This is a genomic window from Klebsiella sp. Lac1, from assembly GCF_009825425.1.
In the GTDB taxonomy this organism is placed as follows: domain Bacteria; phylum Pseudomonadota; class Gammaproteobacteria; order Enterobacterales; family Enterobacteriaceae; genus Klebsiella; species Klebsiella electrica.
Genome location: NZ_VJZJ01000004.1, coordinates 399,667 through 415,992 on the forward strand (window position 1 = coordinate 399,667; position 16,326 = coordinate 415,992).

Genomic DNA, 16,326 nt, shown 5'->3' on the forward strand with positions numbered 1-16,326 from the left:
AGAGTAAAAAGGAGAGACAGGTCACGCTTCGTGAGCGGTTCTCGGCGCCTGAGCGTTTAAAAACGGCAGCAGCAGCAGCGCGGAAATCCCGGCGGCAATAGCGATGACCACGAAAAAACCGCTCCAGTGCCAGATTTCCATGACCTGCGCCAGCGGCCAGCCGGAAAGCGACGCCCCGAGATAGGCAAACAGCCCGACAAATCCGGTTGCCGCCCCCGCCGCTTCTTTGTGGGAACACTCCGCTGCCGCCATACCAATCAGCATCTGAGGGCCAAACACAAAGAAACCGGTGGTAAAGAAGCAGGCGGTCTGCATCACATAGCTGGCGAAAGGCATCAGCCATAAACTGCCAACCGAGAGCAAAATACCGGCGGCGAAAATCAGGTTCATCGGCCCTCGGTTGCCGTTGAACAGCTTATCCGCCCCCCAGCCTGCCACCAGCGCGCCAATAAAACCGCCCAGCTCGAACATCGTCACCGCCGAATTGGCGGTCACCAGGTCGACGCCCAGCGTCTCCGACATATACAGGTTGCCCCAGTCGTTAATCGCCGCCCGCACCACGTAGACCAGCACGTAGCATAGCGACAGCAGCCAGATATAGGGGTTCAGCAGCACGTATTTGGTGAGGATCTCTTTGCGCGTCAGCCCTGCCCCTTCCTGCTGCTGGGCAATCTCCAGCTCGTCATGCCGCCAGTCGCCCACCGCGGGCAGCCCAACAACCTGCGGCCGGTCGCGCAGTCGCCAGCAGAGGAACAGCCCGGCGAGAATCGCCAGCGTCCCGGCAATCATCATCCCGGTTCGCCAGCCGTAGTGCAGCGCCGCCGCGCCGACCACCATCGGAATCAGCGCCCCGCCGACGTTATGCGCGGTATTCCACAGCGCCCACCAGCCGCCGCGCTCGGTACGCGAATACCAGGCCGTCAGCAGACGGGCGCACACCGGCGATCCCCAGCCCTGGAAAAAGGCGTTCAGCGCCCACAGCAGCGCAAACGCCCATAGCGAAGTGGAAAAGCCGAACAGAATATTCACTATCCCGGTAGCAATGAGTCCAAGGCCCATAAAATAGCGGGCGTTGGAGCGGTCGCTGACGATGCCGGAGAAAAACTTCGACAGCCCGTAGGTGATGTAAAACAGCGTCGCCAGCAGGCCAATATCGCTGCGGGTCAGGACGTTGCTGGCGAGAATTTCCGGCACCGCGGCGTTAAAGCTTTTGCGCGTGAAATAAAACAGGGCATAGCCCAGCCAGATGGTCAGCAGAATATGGCGCCGCCAGTAGCGGTAGCGTTCATCCAGCGCCTGCTTATCGGCGATCGGCGCCGCATCGGGCGGGGATTTCAGAAAGCTCAGCATCATCACTCCTCAAACATAACGGCGCGGCAGGCTGACGCAGACCCGGGTGCCGTGCGTACAGGAGATAGTGAGCGTGCCGCCCAGCGCCGTCACCCGTTCGCGCATACCGGTCAGGCCAAAGCCCTGCTGCCCGGTCCCCGGCGGCAGCCCGCAGCCATCATCCTCAAGTACCAGCATCAGCCGCTCATCCTGCTGCCAGCCTTGCAGTGTCACCGCGCTGGCGCTGGCATGCTTAACGATGTTATTCAGCCCTTCCTGGCAGACGCGAAACAGCGTCACGCGCTGGTTTTCGCTTAAGGCGGCCTCATCGATGCGCCAGTCGAGATGGCTGATCATCCCGCTCTCTTCCAGCTCCATTTCGCGCATCAGCGAACGTACCGCCTGTTCAAGGGGCAGGTCGTCGAGCTGACGCGGACGCAGGCGGCCCAGCAGGCGACGAACCGAGTCGTAAACTCCGAGCGAAAGCTGTTCAATAAGCTGGCCGCTCTGTTTCACGCCGCCGTTTTCCGGAGCCAGACGCTGCACAATCCCGGCCTGAGTGCGAATCGCGGTAATGGTCTGGCCGATGTCATCATGCAGTTCGCGCGCCACGTCCCGGCGCACGCTCTCTTCGGTTTCCAGTAGCCGCTCCGCCAGCCGCTGGTTGCGCGCCAGTTCATTTTGCAGCGACTGGTTCAGTTCACGCAGACGCTGAATCCCGGCGCCCAACAGCAGCCCGGTCAGGCTCTGCGCCAGCAGCGAGAGCAGCAAATCCACCGGATGATCGTGCCAGGTCTGGCTGGCGATTAACGCGATAGCGTTCATCAGCGCGGCGATCAGCGCCCCCTGCCAGCCATAATGCCAGGCGAGTGCGATGATCGGCAGCGCCAGGCAGAAAGGGGTAAAACGCGACAGTTCGGCGGGCAGTCCCAGCTGGAGCCAGAGGCTGACGCTAAACAGCAGCAGATACCAGATCAGATGCCGCCCTCGCCAGTTGATCGGCTGTGAAACCAGCGATGGCCCCAGCGGTCGCCAGACGGTACTGGTGAGATAGTGCCAGATAACCAGACAGGTCGGAGCCAGCGTCAGGCCGCCGGTTAACGTCAGCAACAGCGCGTTCAGTCCGTCGCTCCCTTCGCTCATCCACGGCAGCGATTGCAGCAGCGCGGCGGCAATCAGCGCGGCACCCTGCCGCAGCAATGTGAGCCAGTCGCGCTGGTGACGATAGCGCGAAATGAGCGCCACCGGCAGCAGCGCCAGCACGCTACCGATCATCAATATTATCGGATGCGCCAGCGCCACTTCCTGCGCCAGCCAGAAGATCAGCAGCCATTCAGCGCCCAGCAACACCGGCCAGTAGCCGCGCGGGCACTGAAGCATCAGACCCAGCCGCAGACCAAAGGGGAACAGCAGAACGGCAAGATCCGCCCGTTCGACCAGATGCAGGCTGATGCTCCACAGGCAGAACCACGCGGCGGAGAAAATGCAGAAGCAGCCGGCCACCGAAAGCAGCCGGGAGAGTAACGGTCTCATTGCCAGCTATCGAACATACGCCGCGCCAGCTCAACATCGTTGCTGACGCCCAGCTTTTCCAGCAAATTCGCGCGATGCACATGCACGGTTTTTGGCGACAATGCCAGCTCAGCGGCGATCTCTTTCACCGCCATCCCCTGCGCCAGCTTTTCCGCGACCTGCCGCTCGCGGCGGGTGAGCGGGTCCTGGCGGCCTGCCGCCAGCTTCATGGCGATATCCGGCGTCAGGTAACAGCCGCCGGCCGCCACCGTTCTGACCGCGGCGATCAGCTCATCCGGGCTACAGCGTTTGGAGAGAAAACCGCGGGCGCCAGCATTCAGCGCCTGTTCCACCAGCGCCGGGCTATCGTGGACGGAGAGCATGACGGTCGCCATGCCTTTCGGCAGTTGGCTGAGCAGCTCAAGCCCTGACATATCCGGCATCGAGATATCACAAATACAGACCTGTACACCGCGCCCAGGCAGTCCGCTCAACGCTTCACGGGCGGAACCGAATTCGGCAACCACCTGGAAATCGGCTTCCAGCCCCAGCAGCTGCGCAAATCCGGAGCGGACGATAAGATGATCGTCAATAAGGGCAATGGTGGTCATGGCGTGTCCTGGCGGGTTAAAAAACGCGCTTACCTTAACGATAAGCACGTTGTTGTTCAAGCCTTGCGCAGGATTATCCGCCTCAGGCGATACCGGTGGTCACCGTGAAGCTCCGGGTTTGCTGCGGCGCCAGCGAAATCAGACTGCCATTACGCTGAGCCGCGAGGAATCCCTCAGGCCGACAGGTGGCGGGCAGCGCGAAGGCGGCAACCTGCTGATCGCCGTTATAGAGGATCCAGCGGGTAACATAATTGAACTCAGTGCTGGAGAAGCGCGTAACAAACGTGGTGCCATCCGGCGCTATCATGCGAAATTCCGGGCTATCGGTGTAGCGATCCAGCTTATCGGCAAAAAAGACGATTTCCGGATCGTAATATTGCGGCTCACATAACGTGGTCAGCGAGGCCTCGCCTTGCAGGAGACGCTGATTGAACGCCAGCCACGATTCCGTCGGCTGTACATGGGCCGGTACCGACTCGCGCAGCGAGAGCGCTTCATCCGGGATATTCTGGCTGAAGGTCGCCTGGGCTACGTAGGCATAGTTCATATGGCACATGTACTGCAGCGGCATGGCGACAGAGGCGAGATTGGTCACCGTCATCTGGATATCAAACAGCGCGCTGGCTCGCCGTAAGGCCACCGTCGGCCGCGCCTCATAGTGATGACCAAAGCCCATCACGTATTCGTAGCGCCCCGCCACGCGCAGGCAGTCGGCCTCCAGTTCAAGCCAGGCTTCATCCATGGCCGCACAGGCCATTTCACCATGCAGCGGGTGGGTATCCTGCGGCGACGGGCAACCGTTCGCCAGCAGACCTGAGTGGAAAGCGAAGCAGCCGTAGGTAGCCACCACCTCCGCCGCCGGCTTCGGCTCGCTGAACATATTGCGCATGGTCAGATCGTGGCCGTCAAACTCCGCATCCCAGATCATTTGCCCCAGCCATGGCAAAATCACCAGATAGCCGCGCGCATTTTCCACCCGCAGCCCCTCTACGCCGCTGGCATAGCGAAAAGCCGTTACCGTGAAGTCATCATTCGCCAGCAGCGTGCGCGGTTGCTCGCTAAAGAGCTGGCGCCATAAAGGTAAGCGTGTCGTCATCAGCATTCTCCTCAGGATACCGTCGCTTCAGTCAGCGCACGGCGGACTTTGCATTCACGCCAGAAATAGATGCCGACGTAGATGAAGCACAGCATCGGCACCAGGAAAGAGACCTGCAGCGAGTGGAACATATCGGCCACAAAGCCCTGAATCGCAGGGACGACGGCAGCGCCAATAATCGCCATCACAATCACCGCACCGGCCATTTCGGTGTGTTCGTTATCCACCGTATCAAGCGTACCGGCATAGATAGTTGCCCAGCATGGTCCGAACAGCACGCTCACCAGCACCGCCACGTAGACCGCGCTAAAGCTCGGCGCCAGCGCCACGTACGCAAGGAACAGTGCGCCGATAACCGAGTAGAGAATCAGCACTTTTTCCGGCGTGAAGCGGGTCATTAAAATATTGGCGATAAACTTACCGATAAAGAAGCAGGCAAAGCTGTAGACCATAAACGTTGAGGCATCGCGCTCATTGATATCACCCAGCTCCAGCGCAAGGCGAATGGTGAACGACCAGACGGTGACCTGCATACCGACATACAAGAACTGAGCGACAATTCCGCGACGAAAACGTGCGTTGCTGGCCAGGTAGCGCAGCGTGTCGGCCGCCGACGGGCGTTTATGGTTCGCCGTCTGCGCAACTTTACAGGTCGGGAAGCGCGTCAGCAGGAACAGCACCATGACCACCACCAGTACCATGATCATGTACTTGTAAGGCTCAAGGGTGTTTTCCAGCATCAGAACTTTAAAATTATGAATCTGCTCGGCATTCATCCCGGCCATCTGTTTTTCCAGACTTTCGCCATCGGAAAAGACCAGATATTTGCCCAGCAAAATACCGGCTGCCGCGCCAATCGGATAAAAGGTCTGGCTGATGTTCAGGCGCAGCGTGGCATGGCTTTTCGGGCCGATCATCGAACTGTAGGTGTTCGCTGCCGTCTCGAGAAAGCTCAGGCCGATGGCGATCGCGAAAATCGCGGCCAGGAACATGGTGTAGGTTGCCATGTGCGATGCCGGGAAAAAGAGCGTGCAACCGACGATATACAGCGTCAGCCCCGTGAGAATAGCGACCTTATAGCTGGTGTTTTTAATCACTAACGACGCCGGAATCGCAATTAAAAAATAACCGCCATAAAATGCACTCTGGACCAGTGCGGAGGCAAAGTTACTTAATGCAAATACGCTTTTAAACTGCGTAATTAAAATATCATTTAAGGCCGCAGCACATCCCCATAACGGGAATAAGCATGATAACAAAATAAACTGGAACAGAGGGGTTTTGTTCAGATAGCCGTCAGGCATCTGAATGATGTTTTTATCGTTCATAGTGCTACCTTTTACAGTGCAGGGTGATTATTCGTTTAACGACAGATATTCATTAAACTGCTCAATACTGGGATAAGATGATTGCGTGCCTTTCCCGGTGACGCTAAAGGCGGCAAAGAGCACGGCTTTTTTCATGGCGGATTCAACATCTCCGCTCTGGACGTAATAATGAGCAAAACAACCGATAAAGGCATCGCCTGCGCCGCTGGTATCTACCGCGCTGACTTTAAAGGCCGGGACATGCACTTCCTGAGTGCGCGTCATCCACAGCGCGCCTTTCTCACCCATGGTCACAATAATATTGTTGAGGCCCTTTTCCACGAGGCTGCGGGCGGCGATACGAATATTATCGTAAGTATCTACAGGCAGGCCGGTTAATATCTCCAGCTCGGTCTCATTGGGGACAAAGAAATCACATTTGCAGGCATAAGACATATCTAATTCACGCAGAGCTGGCGCCGGATTTAATAACACTTCAATACCGTGCTTTTTACCAAATTCGATCGCGTGGTAAACCGTCTCCAGTTGCACCTCAAGCTGCAAAATAATCAGCTGGCATTTTTTTAAATCCTCGGCGGCACGATCGATATCTTCAGGAGAGAGGAATTTGTTGGCACCCTTAATAATAAGAATGCTGTTGCTGGAGTTAGCATTCACGAAGATCGGCGCTACGCCGCTGCTGGTGCAGGGGACTTTCTCAACATAGGTGGTATTGATGCCCCAGGACTCAAGATTGCGAATTGTGTTATCCGCAAAGATATCATCTCCCACCTTGGTCAACATCAGCACTTTCGAATTGAGCTTAGCGGCCGCCACGGCCTGGTTGGCCCCTTTCCCGCCGCAGCCAATTTTGAACGCCGGTGCCTCAAGGGTTTCCCCCTCTTTCGGCATCTGGTTGGTGTAGGTGATGAGGTCCACCATGTTGGAGCCAATAACCGCGATATCCATTTTACTACCTCTCAGAAACAATCACATAACAATGATATTATCGTAACATTATCATGTTACTTTAGTACCATTTGTGACCATGATCGCGATTGCAGTATCATTTAATGTTTATTTATCAACCAGAGAAATGTGAAGAATCGTGAGATGAAGAAAAACAAACATTGAAAATAACAACACAACAAACTGAAAATAAAGAATTTATTTTAACAAAAACGAGATCAATCAGGCTTTTAATTCTGCAGTGGCCGCAGTATAGTAATGTGAATGCATAATGTTTCAGCAGGGACAAAATGTTACCAAAAGAACATTTGCCACATGAATTACGGAGAGTGTGAATGGAGACCAAGCAAAAAGAACGTATACGTCGCCTGATGGAACTGCTGAAGAAAACCGACCGCATCCATCTTAAAGACGCCGCGCGTATGCTGGAGGTCTCTGTGATGACCATTCGCCGGGATCTCAGCCAGGAAAACGACGAACCGCTGCCGCTTACGCTGCTGGGCGGCTATGTGGTGATGGTCAACAAACCCTCATCGCCTTCCGTCACGCCAGCACTGGCGACAAAAGCAGCCCATCATCGCGACGATCTGCCGATTGCCATCCTCGCCGCCGGCCTGGTCAGCGAAAACGACCTGGTCTTTTTTGATAACGGCAGCGAAATGCCGCTGGTCATTAATATGATCCCCGATGACATTATCTTTACCGGTATTTGCTATTCACATCGGGTGTTTATGGCCTTAAATGAAAAGCCCAACGCCACCGCCATCTTATGCGGCGGCACCTATCGGGCGAAGAGCGATGCCTTCTACGATACCAGTAACCCTTCAGCGCTGGATTCGCTCAATCCGCGTAAAGTGTTTATCTCCGCCAGCGGCGTTCACGAACATTTTGGCGTCAGCTGGTTTAATCCCGACGACCTCGCCACCAAACGTCAAGCGATGGATCGCGGCCTGCGGAAAATCCTGCTCGCCCGCTACGCGCTGTTCGACGATGTTGCGCCTGCCAGTATTGCGCCGCTGCCAGCCTTTGATGTGCTGATAAGCGATCGCCCGTTACCGGCAGACTATGCCGCGCACTGCCGGAACGGGTCGGTAAAAGTCATCACCCCGGACTCTGAAAGCGAATAACTTAGCGCCATCCCGCCAGACGTAGATTGTTGGAGCCCGTCTGGACATGGGCAGCGCAAAAACCGCCACGTACACGCAGTACGTGAGGATTTGGAGCACTGCCCAGAGCCAGGATGGCAAATCAAATCGCCTGACGGGACAGGCTCTTACTCAAAGAAGACGGCAATTTTATTAAACATGGAAGGATCGGACTGGTTACGCGCCACCTTCTCCACGTCTTCCAGTTTTTCAATCTGGCTGATCATCTGCCCCAGCCGCTGGTCATCGTTCACCAGGAGCCAGATGCGGCTGTGGTTGCTGTTCTGAATCGGCAAGCAAAGAATGCCTTCGACGTTAAACGCGCGGCGGGCAAACAGGCCACAGACGTGGGTCATCACCCCCGGATGGTTGCGGACGGTGAGTTCCAGAATAACGTTGTCATGAGTCTGCTGTTGCATGGTTTATTCCCCCACCATTTCTGTATTTGCCGCTCCCGGCGGAACCATCGGATAGACTTTCTCTTCCGCATCAATGCGCACATGAATCAGCGCCGGACCGGGACGATCGATGATCGCCTGCAGCGCTGCCTGCGGATCGGCTTCGTGATTTAAATCGCAGGTTTGCAGGCCAAAGCCGGCGGCAATCTGCATAAAGTTAATCATTCCGGGATAGGTCGCGGCAAATACCCCCTGCTGATAAAACAGGCTCTGCTGCTGATAGACCAGCCCCAGCGCTTCGTTATTCATCAGGATGATTTTCACATCCAGCTGGTTTTCCGCCGCGGTGGCCATCTCCTGGATGTTCATCATCAGGCTGCCGTCGCCGGAAAAGCAGATGACTTTACGTTGTGGATTAGCCAACGCCGCTCCGACCGCTGCCGGCAGACCGAACCCCATGGTCCCCAGCCCGCCGGAAGTCAGCCATTGACGCGGGCGATTCAGCGGATAAGCCTGGGCGACCCACATCTGATGTTGACCGACGTCAGTGGTGACGATCGCCTCATCGTTAACGCAGGCGGCAACGGCGTTGATCAGGCCATAATGGGTGAGCGGGTCGCTCTCCTGCGGAATCGGGGAAGGGAACTCGCGCTGCAGATCCGCCACCAGCTGGCGCCACTCGTCGCGCGGCTGGGCGGCGACCTGCGGCGTCAGCTGCGCCAGAACATCGGCCACATCCCCTTGAATCGCCACGTGCGGCTGCTTAATTTTACCCAGCTCGGAACGGTCGATATCGACGTGAATAATTTTCGCATTCGGGCAGAACTGCTCGGTTTTGCCAATCGCCCGGTCATCAAAACGCGCGCCTAAAACAATCAGTAAATCCGCTTCCTGCAGAATAAAGTTGGTGCTACGCGCGCCGTGCATCCCCAGCATGCCCAGCGACAGCGGGTGCGCCTTCGGCAGCATCCCCAGCGCCATCAGGGTCATGGTGGTAGGCAGGTTCGCTTTTTCCGCCAGCGCACGCACCTGCTCAGGAGCATTAATCACCCCGCCGCCCAGATAAAGTACCGGGCGTTTAGCCGCATTGATCATCGCCGCCGCATCGTGGACGCTGGCGCGGTCAAATGTCGGCGGCGCGGTGCGCGTGCCCGGCTCCGGTAACACCTCCAGCTCGATGGTCGCCGCCTGCACATCCTTAGGAATATCTATCCACACCGGGCCCGGGCGGCCGGACTGAGCAATGCGGAAAGCGTCGCTCATCACCTGCGGCAGTTCGGCAATATCGCGGACCAGGTAGTTATGTTTAGTGATGGGGATAGAGATACCGTAGGTGTCGACTTCCTGGAACGCGTCGGTCCCGATCATGGATGCCGGAACCTGGCCGGTAATGCACACCAGCGGAATCGAGTCCAGACGCGCATCGGCGATGGCGGTGATCAGGTTGGTGGCACCCGGGCCGCTACAGGCCATACAGACCGCCGGTTTGCCCTCAGTACGCGCCATCCCCTGAGCGATAAAACCCGCCCCCTGCTCGTGACGCGCCAGAACGTGGCGAATCTGCGTGCTTTGGCTTAATGCGTCATAGATGGGAAGGATTGAGCCGCCCGGGATGCCCGCAACGGTGGTGATCCCCTGGCGTTCCAGTAAATGAATAACTAACTGCGCGCCGGTAAAGCGCATTTTTTCTGCTGTTGTGCCCGAACTTGCCATGCTCCAGTCCTTTTATTTTGAGCCGACTTACCGGGCGAGTGTCGAAAAAAAACCCCGCCCGGTTTGCGCCGGCGGGGTTTGGAATCGTGTTGTTCCGGACCCTACGGCGCGTTGCCGACGACGACCACCACAGACACGACGACCACCGCGGCAGGCGCGGTTTTTAGTAGGGTCGAAGTCAGAGTGGCAGCGTTCATTAGGGACCTGTTGTGTCGAAAATTTAACTGAATTTATACAAACACAGCTGCCGCGATTAAACAACGGATTTATTTTCATCCACGAGGATTTGTGTGAAGGATCACAATTTCTGAGCGGTCGAAAAAACAAAAAACCCCGCCGGAGCGAGGTTTTTCTCAGCATTTTACGGCTGGTAACCGCAAGTACACTGTATTACGTCAACGCTGAAAGTATACGCGCGCGCGGGCGTTCACGCAATTTTCACCCCGGTTTTTGCCAAAGTAGAGTATGGATGGCGAGCGCCATTTTGTCGAGAAAATACTGTTTATATATACAGTATTTGTTTATACTGAAAACGTACGCATTGTGTCATTCGGGGCCGCATGTATCACCGGCGCAATAAAGTCCTGGCTGAAACGGGTGGTGCCGTCAGCGCCTTAACCCCGAGAGAGCACACTGTGTTACGTCAACAAATACGCTAATGCCTGTCAGCCACGGCAACGTGTCCCGGCAGGCGGCGTATATCCTGGCTGGCAACAGGCGGCGGAAAGGTACGCCAGCCGGTCGTGCTCCTGTACCAGAGGAGACGCGTATGGGTGCCGTGGATATTGTTGTTCTTATCCTGAAACTCATGGTTGCCGTGTTGCAACTGCTTGATGCCGTCCTGAAACAGCTACGCTGATTCAGGTTCAAGTCGCACCTGGGAGGGGCGGGAAACCGCCCCTCTACAGGCGGTTCCCATTAACCTTGTGCTGACTTACTGGAGAAAATCATGCCACCGCTGTTGATTGCCGCCACCACGCCCGACGACCCCGGGTTTATTGCTTTGCGCAGTGAAAGTCTCGCCCAACATTTCAATATGCTGCGCCGCCTGGCGGAGAACTGGCAAAGCGGCAAAAACCACTTTAGCGCGCCTGGGGAAAAACTGCTGGGCGCCTTTGTCGCCGGGCAGCTGGTGGGGGTTTGCGGGCTGAATATTGACCCCTTCAGCCCGCAGCTGCGAGCCGGGCGCATCCGCCATTTATATATCAGCGACGCCTTCCGGCGGCAGAATATCGGCCAGCAACTGCTGGTGGCGGTCATCACCCACTCCGGCACCTGGTTTGATTTTCTCAACACGCACGCGCCGCCGTCGGCGTGGCCGTTTTATGAATCGCTTGGGTTTCGCCCGGTTTATGATGAGCCGCGGGTCACTCATCGCCTGTTCTGCTCGCTTTAAGCGCGGCTGGTCGGGTGAAAACCCCCGTGTTACAGTGCCAGGACCCGCTCACTCACCCGCACACCTGCCATGACGATAACCGTTTTCTGCGTTCTGCTGTTCGCCGCCCTGCTGCATGCCAGCTGGAATGCTATCGTCAAAGCAAGTGGAGATAAGCTGTACGCGGCGATTGGCGTGAGCGGCTCTGCCGCGCTTATCGCCCTCGCGGCCTTGCCTTTCGCACCGCAGCCCTCCCTGGCCAGCGTGCCATATCTGGCGCTTTCCAGCGCATTGCAGGTGGTATACACCGTTCTGGTCGCCAAAACCTACCAGGTCTCCGACATGAGCCAGACCTATCCATTGATGCGCGGCACCGCGCCGCTGCTGGTGGCGGTGATTAGCGTCGCGTTCCTCGGCGACACGCTGTCGCCGCTGGCATGGACGGGGATTGGCGTAATCTGTCTGGCGATCCTCGCCATGGCCTGCAACGGCCGGACTCGCTCCGGCTACGGCATCACCCTCGCACTGATCAACGCCTGTTTTATCGCCGGCTATACGTTGGTTGATGGTACCGGCGTGCGGTTGTCGGATACGGCGCTGGGCTACACGCTGTGGTCCTTTTTGATGAACGGCTGCTGCCTGCTGAGCTGGTCGATGGTCGCTCGTCGCCAGCAAGCCAGCCGCTACCTGCGTCAGCACTGGAAAAAAGGCGCGATCGGCGGCCTGAGTACCATGGGATCATACGGTCTGGCACTGTGGGCGATGACCCAGGCGCCGCTGGCGGTGGTGGCCGCGCTGCGAGAAACCTCGATTTTATTCGGCGCCGTCATCGCGTTCGTGCTGCTCAAAGAGAAGCTTATCGCCCTGCGAATCGTCGCCGCCTGCGGCATTGCGGCGGGGGCTATCCTGCTGCGTCTGTCCTGACGCAGAATGGCAACATTTGTTGCCGATTATTGTTTACAAAACCTGCCTGAAATTCCTCTCCAGTCATCGCCATATAGTTGTGCTGTCATTTTTATGTGGTAGATTCCTCCATCGTTTACGGGATGTGCCAGTCACATATTCTTTATTTATATCTACTCACGAAGTATTCATCGACATGAAACGGCATAAGAACTTCACTTTGTTGTTGATGCTGGTACTGCTGGTGGCCGTCGGCCAGATGGCGCAGACCATTTATATCCCGGCGATCGCCGATATGGCTATTTCGCTAAACGCCCGCGAAGGGGCCGTGCAGAGCGTCATGGCGGCTTATTTGCTGACCTATGGCGTCTCTCAGCTCTTTTATGGCCCGCTGTCCGACCGCACCGGAAGACGGCCGGTGATCCTCATCGGGATGTCTATCTTTATGCTGGCGACGCTGGTGGCTATCACCACCCACAGCCTGGCGGTGCTGATTATCGCCAGCGCCATCCAGGGCATGGGAACCGGCGTCGGCGGAGTCATGGCGCGCACGCTGCCGCGCGATCTGTATGAAGGCTCCCAACTCAGACATGCCAACAGCCTGTTAAATATGGGCATTTTGGTCAGCCCGCTGCTGGCGCCGCTGCTTGGCGGTATCCTCAATACGCTGTGGAGCTGGCGAGCATGCTACGCCTTCCTGCTGATTTTGTGCGCGGGCGTAACCTTTAGTATGGTGCGCTGGATGCCAGAAACCCGTCCGGCTGGCGCACCGCGCTCCCGGCTGGCGACCAGTTACAAAACGCTTTTCGGCAATACCGCGTTCAACTGCTATCTGCTGATGCTGATTGGCGGCCTCGCCGGAATCGCCGTATTCGAAGCCTGTTCCGGCGTGCTGATGGGCGCCGTGCTGGATCTAAGCAGCATGGCGGTGAGTATTCTGTTTATTCTGCCCATCCCGGCGGCTTTTTTCGGTGCCTGGTTTGCCGGACGCCCGCATAAACGCTTCTCAACCCTGATGTGGCAATCGGTGATTTGCTGCCTGCTGGCGGGCATCATGATGTGGATCCCAGGCCTGATGGGCGTGATAACCGTCTGGACGCTGCTGGTGCCCGCGGCACTGTTTTTCTTTGGCGCCGGCATGCTGTTCCCGCTGGCGACCAGCGGCGCGATGGAACCCTTCCCGTTCCTTGCCGGCACGGCAGGCGCGCTGGTGGGCGGCCTGCAAAACATCGGCTCCGGCGTCCTGGCCTGGCTCTCGGCGCTGATGCCGCAGACCGGTCAAAGCAGCCTCGGGTTATTGATGATGCTCATGGGCCTGCTGATTCTGCTGTGCTGGCTGCCGCTGGCTTCGCGTTTCAGCCGCCACCAGCAACCGGTTTAGCGCCCGGCGTCTTCCCCGGATGGCGGCATATCTGCCTTACCGGGCTACCGTCCGTAGCCCCGGTTAGCGTAGCGCAACCGGGGGTCTCAGCGCACCAGGCTTTGCAGCCAGTGAATAAACGCGTCGATTTTCGGCCACTGGCGCCCCGCTAACGTCGTCACATAGTAGTGCTGGTGGCATTTCAACGTCATCTCGCCAAAGGGCGCAATCAGTTCTCCGCTCGCCAGGCGCTTTTGTACCAGCCGTTTACGCCCCATCGCCACGCCAACATGGTTCATCGCGGCAATCACCGCCAAATCTGAACGATCGAAGCCAATGCCCGACGATTGCGGCAAATTAACCCCAAAGTGCTGCGCCCAGCTAAACCATTCGTCGGTGCCGGAATCATTGCTCCAGGCCTGGCGATCGTGCAGCAGGGTGCAATGCTGCAGATTATCGGGGTTTTGCTGGAGCTGATGCTGCCGGGCATAGTCCGCCGTGCAAACCGGTACGATCGCTTCATCCATCAGATAATGGTGGGTTAATTGTGATGAAGGCAGATCGTCGAAATAGAGCGCCAGATCGATGCCCGCCCGCTGCATATTCACATTATCGTTGCCGGTGAGGACGGTAAGCGATATCGACGGATAGCGGCGGGTAAAGTCGCCGAGCGCCGGTACCAGCCAGCACTGGGCTATCGACGGGCGTGAGTAGACGGTCAGCGTGCCTGACAGTTCCTGATTTTTGATATCCAGAATCTCCTGGTTCAGACTGTCCAGCGAAGATTTCAGCGCCCAGAACACCCGCCGCCCCTCATGGGTTAACTCCACTTTCCGATGAGAGCGCACAAAGAGCTGAATACCCAGCTCTTCCTCCAGCTGATTCATCCGGTGGCTCACTGCGCTGGGAGTCAGCGATAGCTCTTCCGCCGCCAGGGCGAAAGATTCATGGCGCGCAGCGACCTCAAAAGTATACAGCTTTGACAGTTGCCAGCCGTTGAGCAGCCGGTTACCTATCTCTTTAGCGACATCCATCGTTCGATTCCCCTGATTGTTTAGCGCTGATTGTAAGAAAAATGGTTACCCTGCATGGGTTTAAAGATGAAAAAAAGTGACTCATGGCGCAAATAAAAGACAATTTTAGACATTAATCACCACTTTGATTCAATCTAATTCACCTGAAGCGCTATTTATATCGTTTGTCAGCCGGTGCCGTTTTTCTGTTCAATGACCCCATCTAATTCACGGGTGAGGTGGGGTATGGAGTCTCAGATTTGGGTTGTGAGCACGTTATTAATCAGCATTGTGTTGATTGTTTTGACTATCGTAAAACTGAAATTTCACCCCTTTCTGGCGCTACTGTTAGCCAGTTTCTTCGTCGGCGCCATGATGGGGATGAGCCCGCTGGACATGGTCAACGCCATTGAAAATGGCATCGGGGGAACCCTCGGTTTCCTGGCGGCGGTGATCGGCCTCGGCACCATTCTTGGCAAAATGATGGAGATCTCAGGCGCCGCCGAACGTATCGGCCTGACGCTTCAGCGCTGCCGCTGGCTGTCGGTCGATGTGATCATGGTGCTGGTTGGCCTGATTTGCGGGATTACGCTGTTTGTCGAAGTCGGCGTCGTGCTGCTGATCCCGCTGGCCTTTTCCATCGCTAAAAAGACCCATACCTCCCTGCTGAAGCTGGCGATTCCGCTGTGCACCGCGTTAATGGCCGTGCACTGCGTCGTCCCGCCGCACCCGGCCGCGCTGTTCGTCGCCAATAAGCTGGGCGCCGATATCGGTAGCGTGATTGTCTACGGTTTGCTGGTTGGGTTGATGGCCTCGCTGGTTGGCGGCCCGCTGTTCCTGAAGCTGCTGGGCAACCGCCTGCCGTTCAAAGCGGTTCCTGTTGAGTTTGCCAATCTGGAAGTTCGTCAAGAAGAGACACTGCCGTCGCTCGGCGCTACGCTACTGACCATTTTGCTGCCGATCGCGCTGATGCTGGTAAAAACCGTTGCCGAGCTGAATATGGCTAAAACCGGCACGCTGTATATGTTGCTGGAGTTTATCGGCAACCCGATTACCGCCATGTTTATCGCCGTCTTCGTGGCCTACTACGTCCTCGGCATCCGGCAGAATATGGGGATGGCTACGCTGCTGAGCCATACCGAAAAGGGCTTTGGCTCCATTGCCAATATCCTGCTGATTATCGGCGCAGGCGGCGCGTTCAACGCGGTCCTGAAAACCAGCGGCCTGGCCGATTCACTGGCGGTGATTCTGTCCGGCATGCATATGCACCCGATTCTGCTGGCCTGGCTGGTGGCGCTGATTCTGCATGCGGCGGTCGGTTCTGCCACCGTCGCCATGATGGGGGCTACGGCCATCGTGGCGCCGATGCTGCCGCTCTACCCTGGCGTTAGCCCGGAGATCATCGCCATTGCCATTGGTTCCGGCGCAATTGGCTGCACGATCGTTACCGATTCCCTGTTCTGGCTGGTTAAACAATACTGCGGTGCGAGCCTGAGCGAGACGTTCAAATACTATACAACGGCTACATTTATCGCATCCTTACTTGCACTAGCCTGCACGTTCCTGCTTTCTTTCATCATCTGAGCGCAAAGAGA

Annotated in this window: 15 protein-coding genes and 1 pseudogene; 6 read left to right on the forward strand and 10 right to left on the reverse strand. The window is 57.0% G+C overall.

What is annotated here, in order from left to right; all coding sequences use genetic code 11:
* Nucleotides 1–21: 21 nt before the first annotated feature.
* From FNY10_RS24340 to rbsK, 6 genes are all read right to left on the reverse strand, one after another.
* Nucleotides 22–1,350 carry an MFS transporter gene (locus tag FNY10_RS24340; protein ID WP_160704463.1) on the reverse strand — a complete coding sequence of 443 codons (1,329 nt, stop codon included), beginning with the start codon at nucleotides 1,348–1,350 and terminating at the stop codon, nucleotides 22–24.
* A 9-nt stretch (nucleotides 1,351–1,359) separates the two neighbouring features.
* Nucleotides 1,360–2,841 carry a signal transduction histidine-protein kinase/phosphatase UhpB gene (uhpB, locus tag FNY10_RS24345; RefSeq protein ID WP_160704461.1) on the reverse strand — a complete coding sequence of 494 codons (1,482 nt, stop codon included), beginning with the start codon at nucleotides 2,839–2,841 and terminating at the stop codon, nucleotides 1,360–1,362.
* 17 nt (nucleotides 2,842–2,858) lie between these two features.
* Nucleotides 2,859–3,452, reverse strand: a complete 594-nt coding sequence (uhpA, locus tag FNY10_RS24350) for a transcriptional regulator UhpA (protein ID WP_141962957.1) — start codon at nucleotides 3,450–3,452, stop codon at nucleotides 2,859–2,861.
* 82 nt (nucleotides 3,453–3,534) lie between these two features.
* Entirely contained in the window at nucleotides 3,535–4,548 is a 1,014-nt protein-coding gene (locus FNY10_RS24355) for an aldose 1-epimerase family protein (protein WP_004869102.1), read from the reverse strand.
* An 11-nt stretch (nucleotides 4,549–4,559) separates the two neighbouring features.
* Nucleotides 4,560–5,876 carry an L-fucose:H+ symporter permease gene (fucP, locus tag FNY10_RS24360; protein ID WP_141962953.1) on the reverse strand — a complete coding sequence of 439 codons (1,317 nt, stop codon included), beginning with the start codon at nucleotides 5,874–5,876 and terminating at the stop codon, nucleotides 4,560–4,562.
* 27 nt (nucleotides 5,877–5,903) lie between these two features.
* The gene (gene rbsK, locus FNY10_RS24365) at nucleotides 5,904–6,824 is read right to left on the reverse strand and encodes a ribokinase (RefSeq protein ID WP_100684616.1); all 921 of its coding nucleotides are present in this window, start codon (nucleotides 6,822–6,824) and stop codon (nucleotides 5,904–5,906) included.
* 335 nt (nucleotides 6,825–7,159) lie between these two features.
* On the opposite strand from rbsK, the gene FNY10_RS24370 reads away from it, so the two are divergent.
* The gene (locus tag FNY10_RS24370) at nucleotides 7,160–7,951 is read left to right on the forward strand and encodes a DeoR family transcriptional regulator (protein ID WP_131050161.1); all 792 of its coding nucleotides are present in this window, start codon (nucleotides 7,160–7,162) and stop codon (nucleotides 7,949–7,951) included.
* A gap of 146 nt (nucleotides 7,952–8,097) precedes the next feature.
* Here FNY10_RS24370 and ilvN read toward each other — a convergent pair whose 3' ends face one another.
* The 3 genes from ilvN to ivbL all read right to left on the reverse strand — a co-directional run bounded on the left by ilvN (nucleotide 8,098) and on the right by ivbL (nucleotide 10,277).
* Nucleotides 8,098–8,388 carry an acetolactate synthase small subunit gene (gene ilvN / locus FNY10_RS24375; protein ID WP_004869110.1) on the reverse strand — a complete coding sequence of 97 codons (291 nt, stop codon included), beginning with the start codon at nucleotides 8,386–8,388 and terminating at the stop codon, nucleotides 8,098–8,100.
* Nucleotides 8,389–8,391: 3 nt separating this feature from the next.
* The gene (gene ilvB, locus FNY10_RS24380; RefSeq protein ID WP_160704160.1) at nucleotides 8,392–10,080 is read right to left on the reverse strand and encodes an acetolactate synthase large subunit; all 1,689 of its coding nucleotides are present in this window, start codon (nucleotides 10,078–10,080) and stop codon (nucleotides 8,392–8,394) included.
* Nucleotides 10,081–10,181: 101 nt separating this feature from the next.
* Nucleotides 10,182–10,277: an ilvB operon leader peptide IvbL gene (ivbL, locus tag FNY10_RS24385; protein ID WP_100684613.1), complete on the reverse strand. Its 96-nt coding sequence runs from the start codon at nucleotides 10,275–10,277 to the stop codon at nucleotides 10,182–10,184.
* Between the two features lie 547 nt (nucleotides 10,278–10,824).
* On the opposite strand from ivbL, the pseudogene tisB reads away from it, so the two are divergent.
* From tisB to emrD, 4 genes and pseudogenes are all read left to right on the forward strand, one after another.
* A pseudogene (gene tisB, locus FNY10_RS24390) lies at nucleotides 10,825–10,939 on the forward strand (type I toxin-antitoxin system toxin TisB); the annotation flags it as partial.
* A gap of 90 nt (nucleotides 10,940–11,029) precedes the next feature.
* A complete protein-coding gene (locus tag FNY10_RS24395; protein WP_160704158.1) occupies nucleotides 11,030–11,476 on the forward strand; it encodes a GNAT family N-acetyltransferase in 447 nt (148 codons plus the stop codon).
* 69 nt (nucleotides 11,477–11,545) lie between these two features.
* A complete protein-coding gene (locus FNY10_RS24400; RefSeq protein ID WP_100684611.1) occupies nucleotides 11,546–12,379 on the forward strand; it encodes a DMT family transporter in 834 nt (277 codons plus the stop codon).
* Between the two features lie 175 nt (nucleotides 12,380–12,554).
* Entirely contained in the window at nucleotides 12,555–13,739 is a 1,185-nt protein-coding gene (gene emrD, locus FNY10_RS24405) for a multidrug efflux MFS transporter EmrD (protein WP_160704156.1), read from the forward strand.
* A gap of 86 nt (nucleotides 13,740–13,825) precedes the next feature.
* On the opposite strand, the gene dsdC is transcribed toward emrD, so the two are convergent.
* Complete coding sequence (gene dsdC, locus FNY10_RS24410) at nucleotides 13,826–14,752, reverse strand: DNA-binding transcriptional regulator DsdC (RefSeq protein WP_100684609.1); 927 nt, start codon at nucleotides 14,750–14,752, stop codon at nucleotides 13,826–13,828.
* 225 nt (nucleotides 14,753–14,977) lie between these two features.
* Here dsdC and dsdX point away from each other — a divergent pair, with 225 nt between their 5' ends.
* Complete coding sequence (gene dsdX, locus FNY10_RS24415; RefSeq protein WP_131050159.1) at nucleotides 14,978–16,315, forward strand: D-serine transporter DsdX; 1,338 nt, start codon at nucleotides 14,978–14,980, stop codon at nucleotides 16,313–16,315.
* The last annotated feature ends 11 nt before the right edge of the window (nucleotides 16,316–16,326 follow it).

Coding starts and splice junctions, on each gene's coding strand:
- FNY10_RS24340 (WP_160704463.1), bottom strand. CDS start 1,350: ATGCTGAGCTTTCTGAAATCCCCGCCCGATGCGGCGCCGATCGCCGAT.
- uhpA (WP_141962957.1), bottom strand. CDS start 3,452: ATGACCACCATTGCCCTTATTGACGATCATCTTATCGTCCGCTCCGGA.
- FNY10_RS24355 (WP_004869102.1), bottom strand. CDS start 4,548: ATGACGACACGCTTACCTTTATGGCGCCAGCTCTTTAGCGAGCAACCG.
- fucP (WP_141962953.1), bottom strand. CDS start 5,876: ATGAACGATAAAAACATCATTCAGATGCCTGACGGCTATCTGAACAAA.
- rbsK (WP_100684616.1), bottom strand. CDS start 6,824: ATGGATATCGCGGTTATTGGCTCCAACATGGTGGACCTCATCACCTAC.
- FNY10_RS24370 (WP_131050161.1), top strand. CDS start 7,160: ATGGAGACCAAGCAAAAAGAACGTATACGTCGCCTGATGGAACTGCTG.
- ilvN (WP_004869110.1), bottom strand. CDS start 8,388: ATGCAACAGCAGACTCATGACAACGTTATTCTGGAACTCACCGTCCGC.
- ilvB (WP_160704160.1), bottom strand. CDS start 10,080: ATGGCAAGTTCGGGCACAACAGCAGAAAAAATGCGCTTTACCGGCGCG.
- ivbL (WP_100684613.1), bottom strand. CDS start 10,277: ATGAACGCTGCCACTCTGACTTCGACCCTACTAAAAACCGCGCCTGCC.
- FNY10_RS24395 (WP_160704158.1), top strand. CDS start 11,030: ATGCCACCGCTGTTGATTGCCGCCACCACGCCCGACGACCCCGGGTTT.
- FNY10_RS24400 (WP_100684611.1), top strand. CDS start 11,546: ATGACGATAACCGTTTTCTGCGTTCTGCTGTTCGCCGCCCTGCTGCAT.
- emrD (WP_160704156.1), top strand. CDS start 12,555: ATGAAACGGCATAAGAACTTCACTTTGTTGTTGATGCTGGTACTGCTG.
- dsdC (WP_100684609.1), bottom strand. CDS start 14,752: ATGGATGTCGCTAAAGAGATAGGTAACCGGCTGCTCAACGGCTGGCAA.
- dsdX (WP_131050159.1), top strand. CDS start 14,978: ATGGAGTCTCAGATTTGGGTTGTGAGCACGTTATTAATCAGCATTGTG.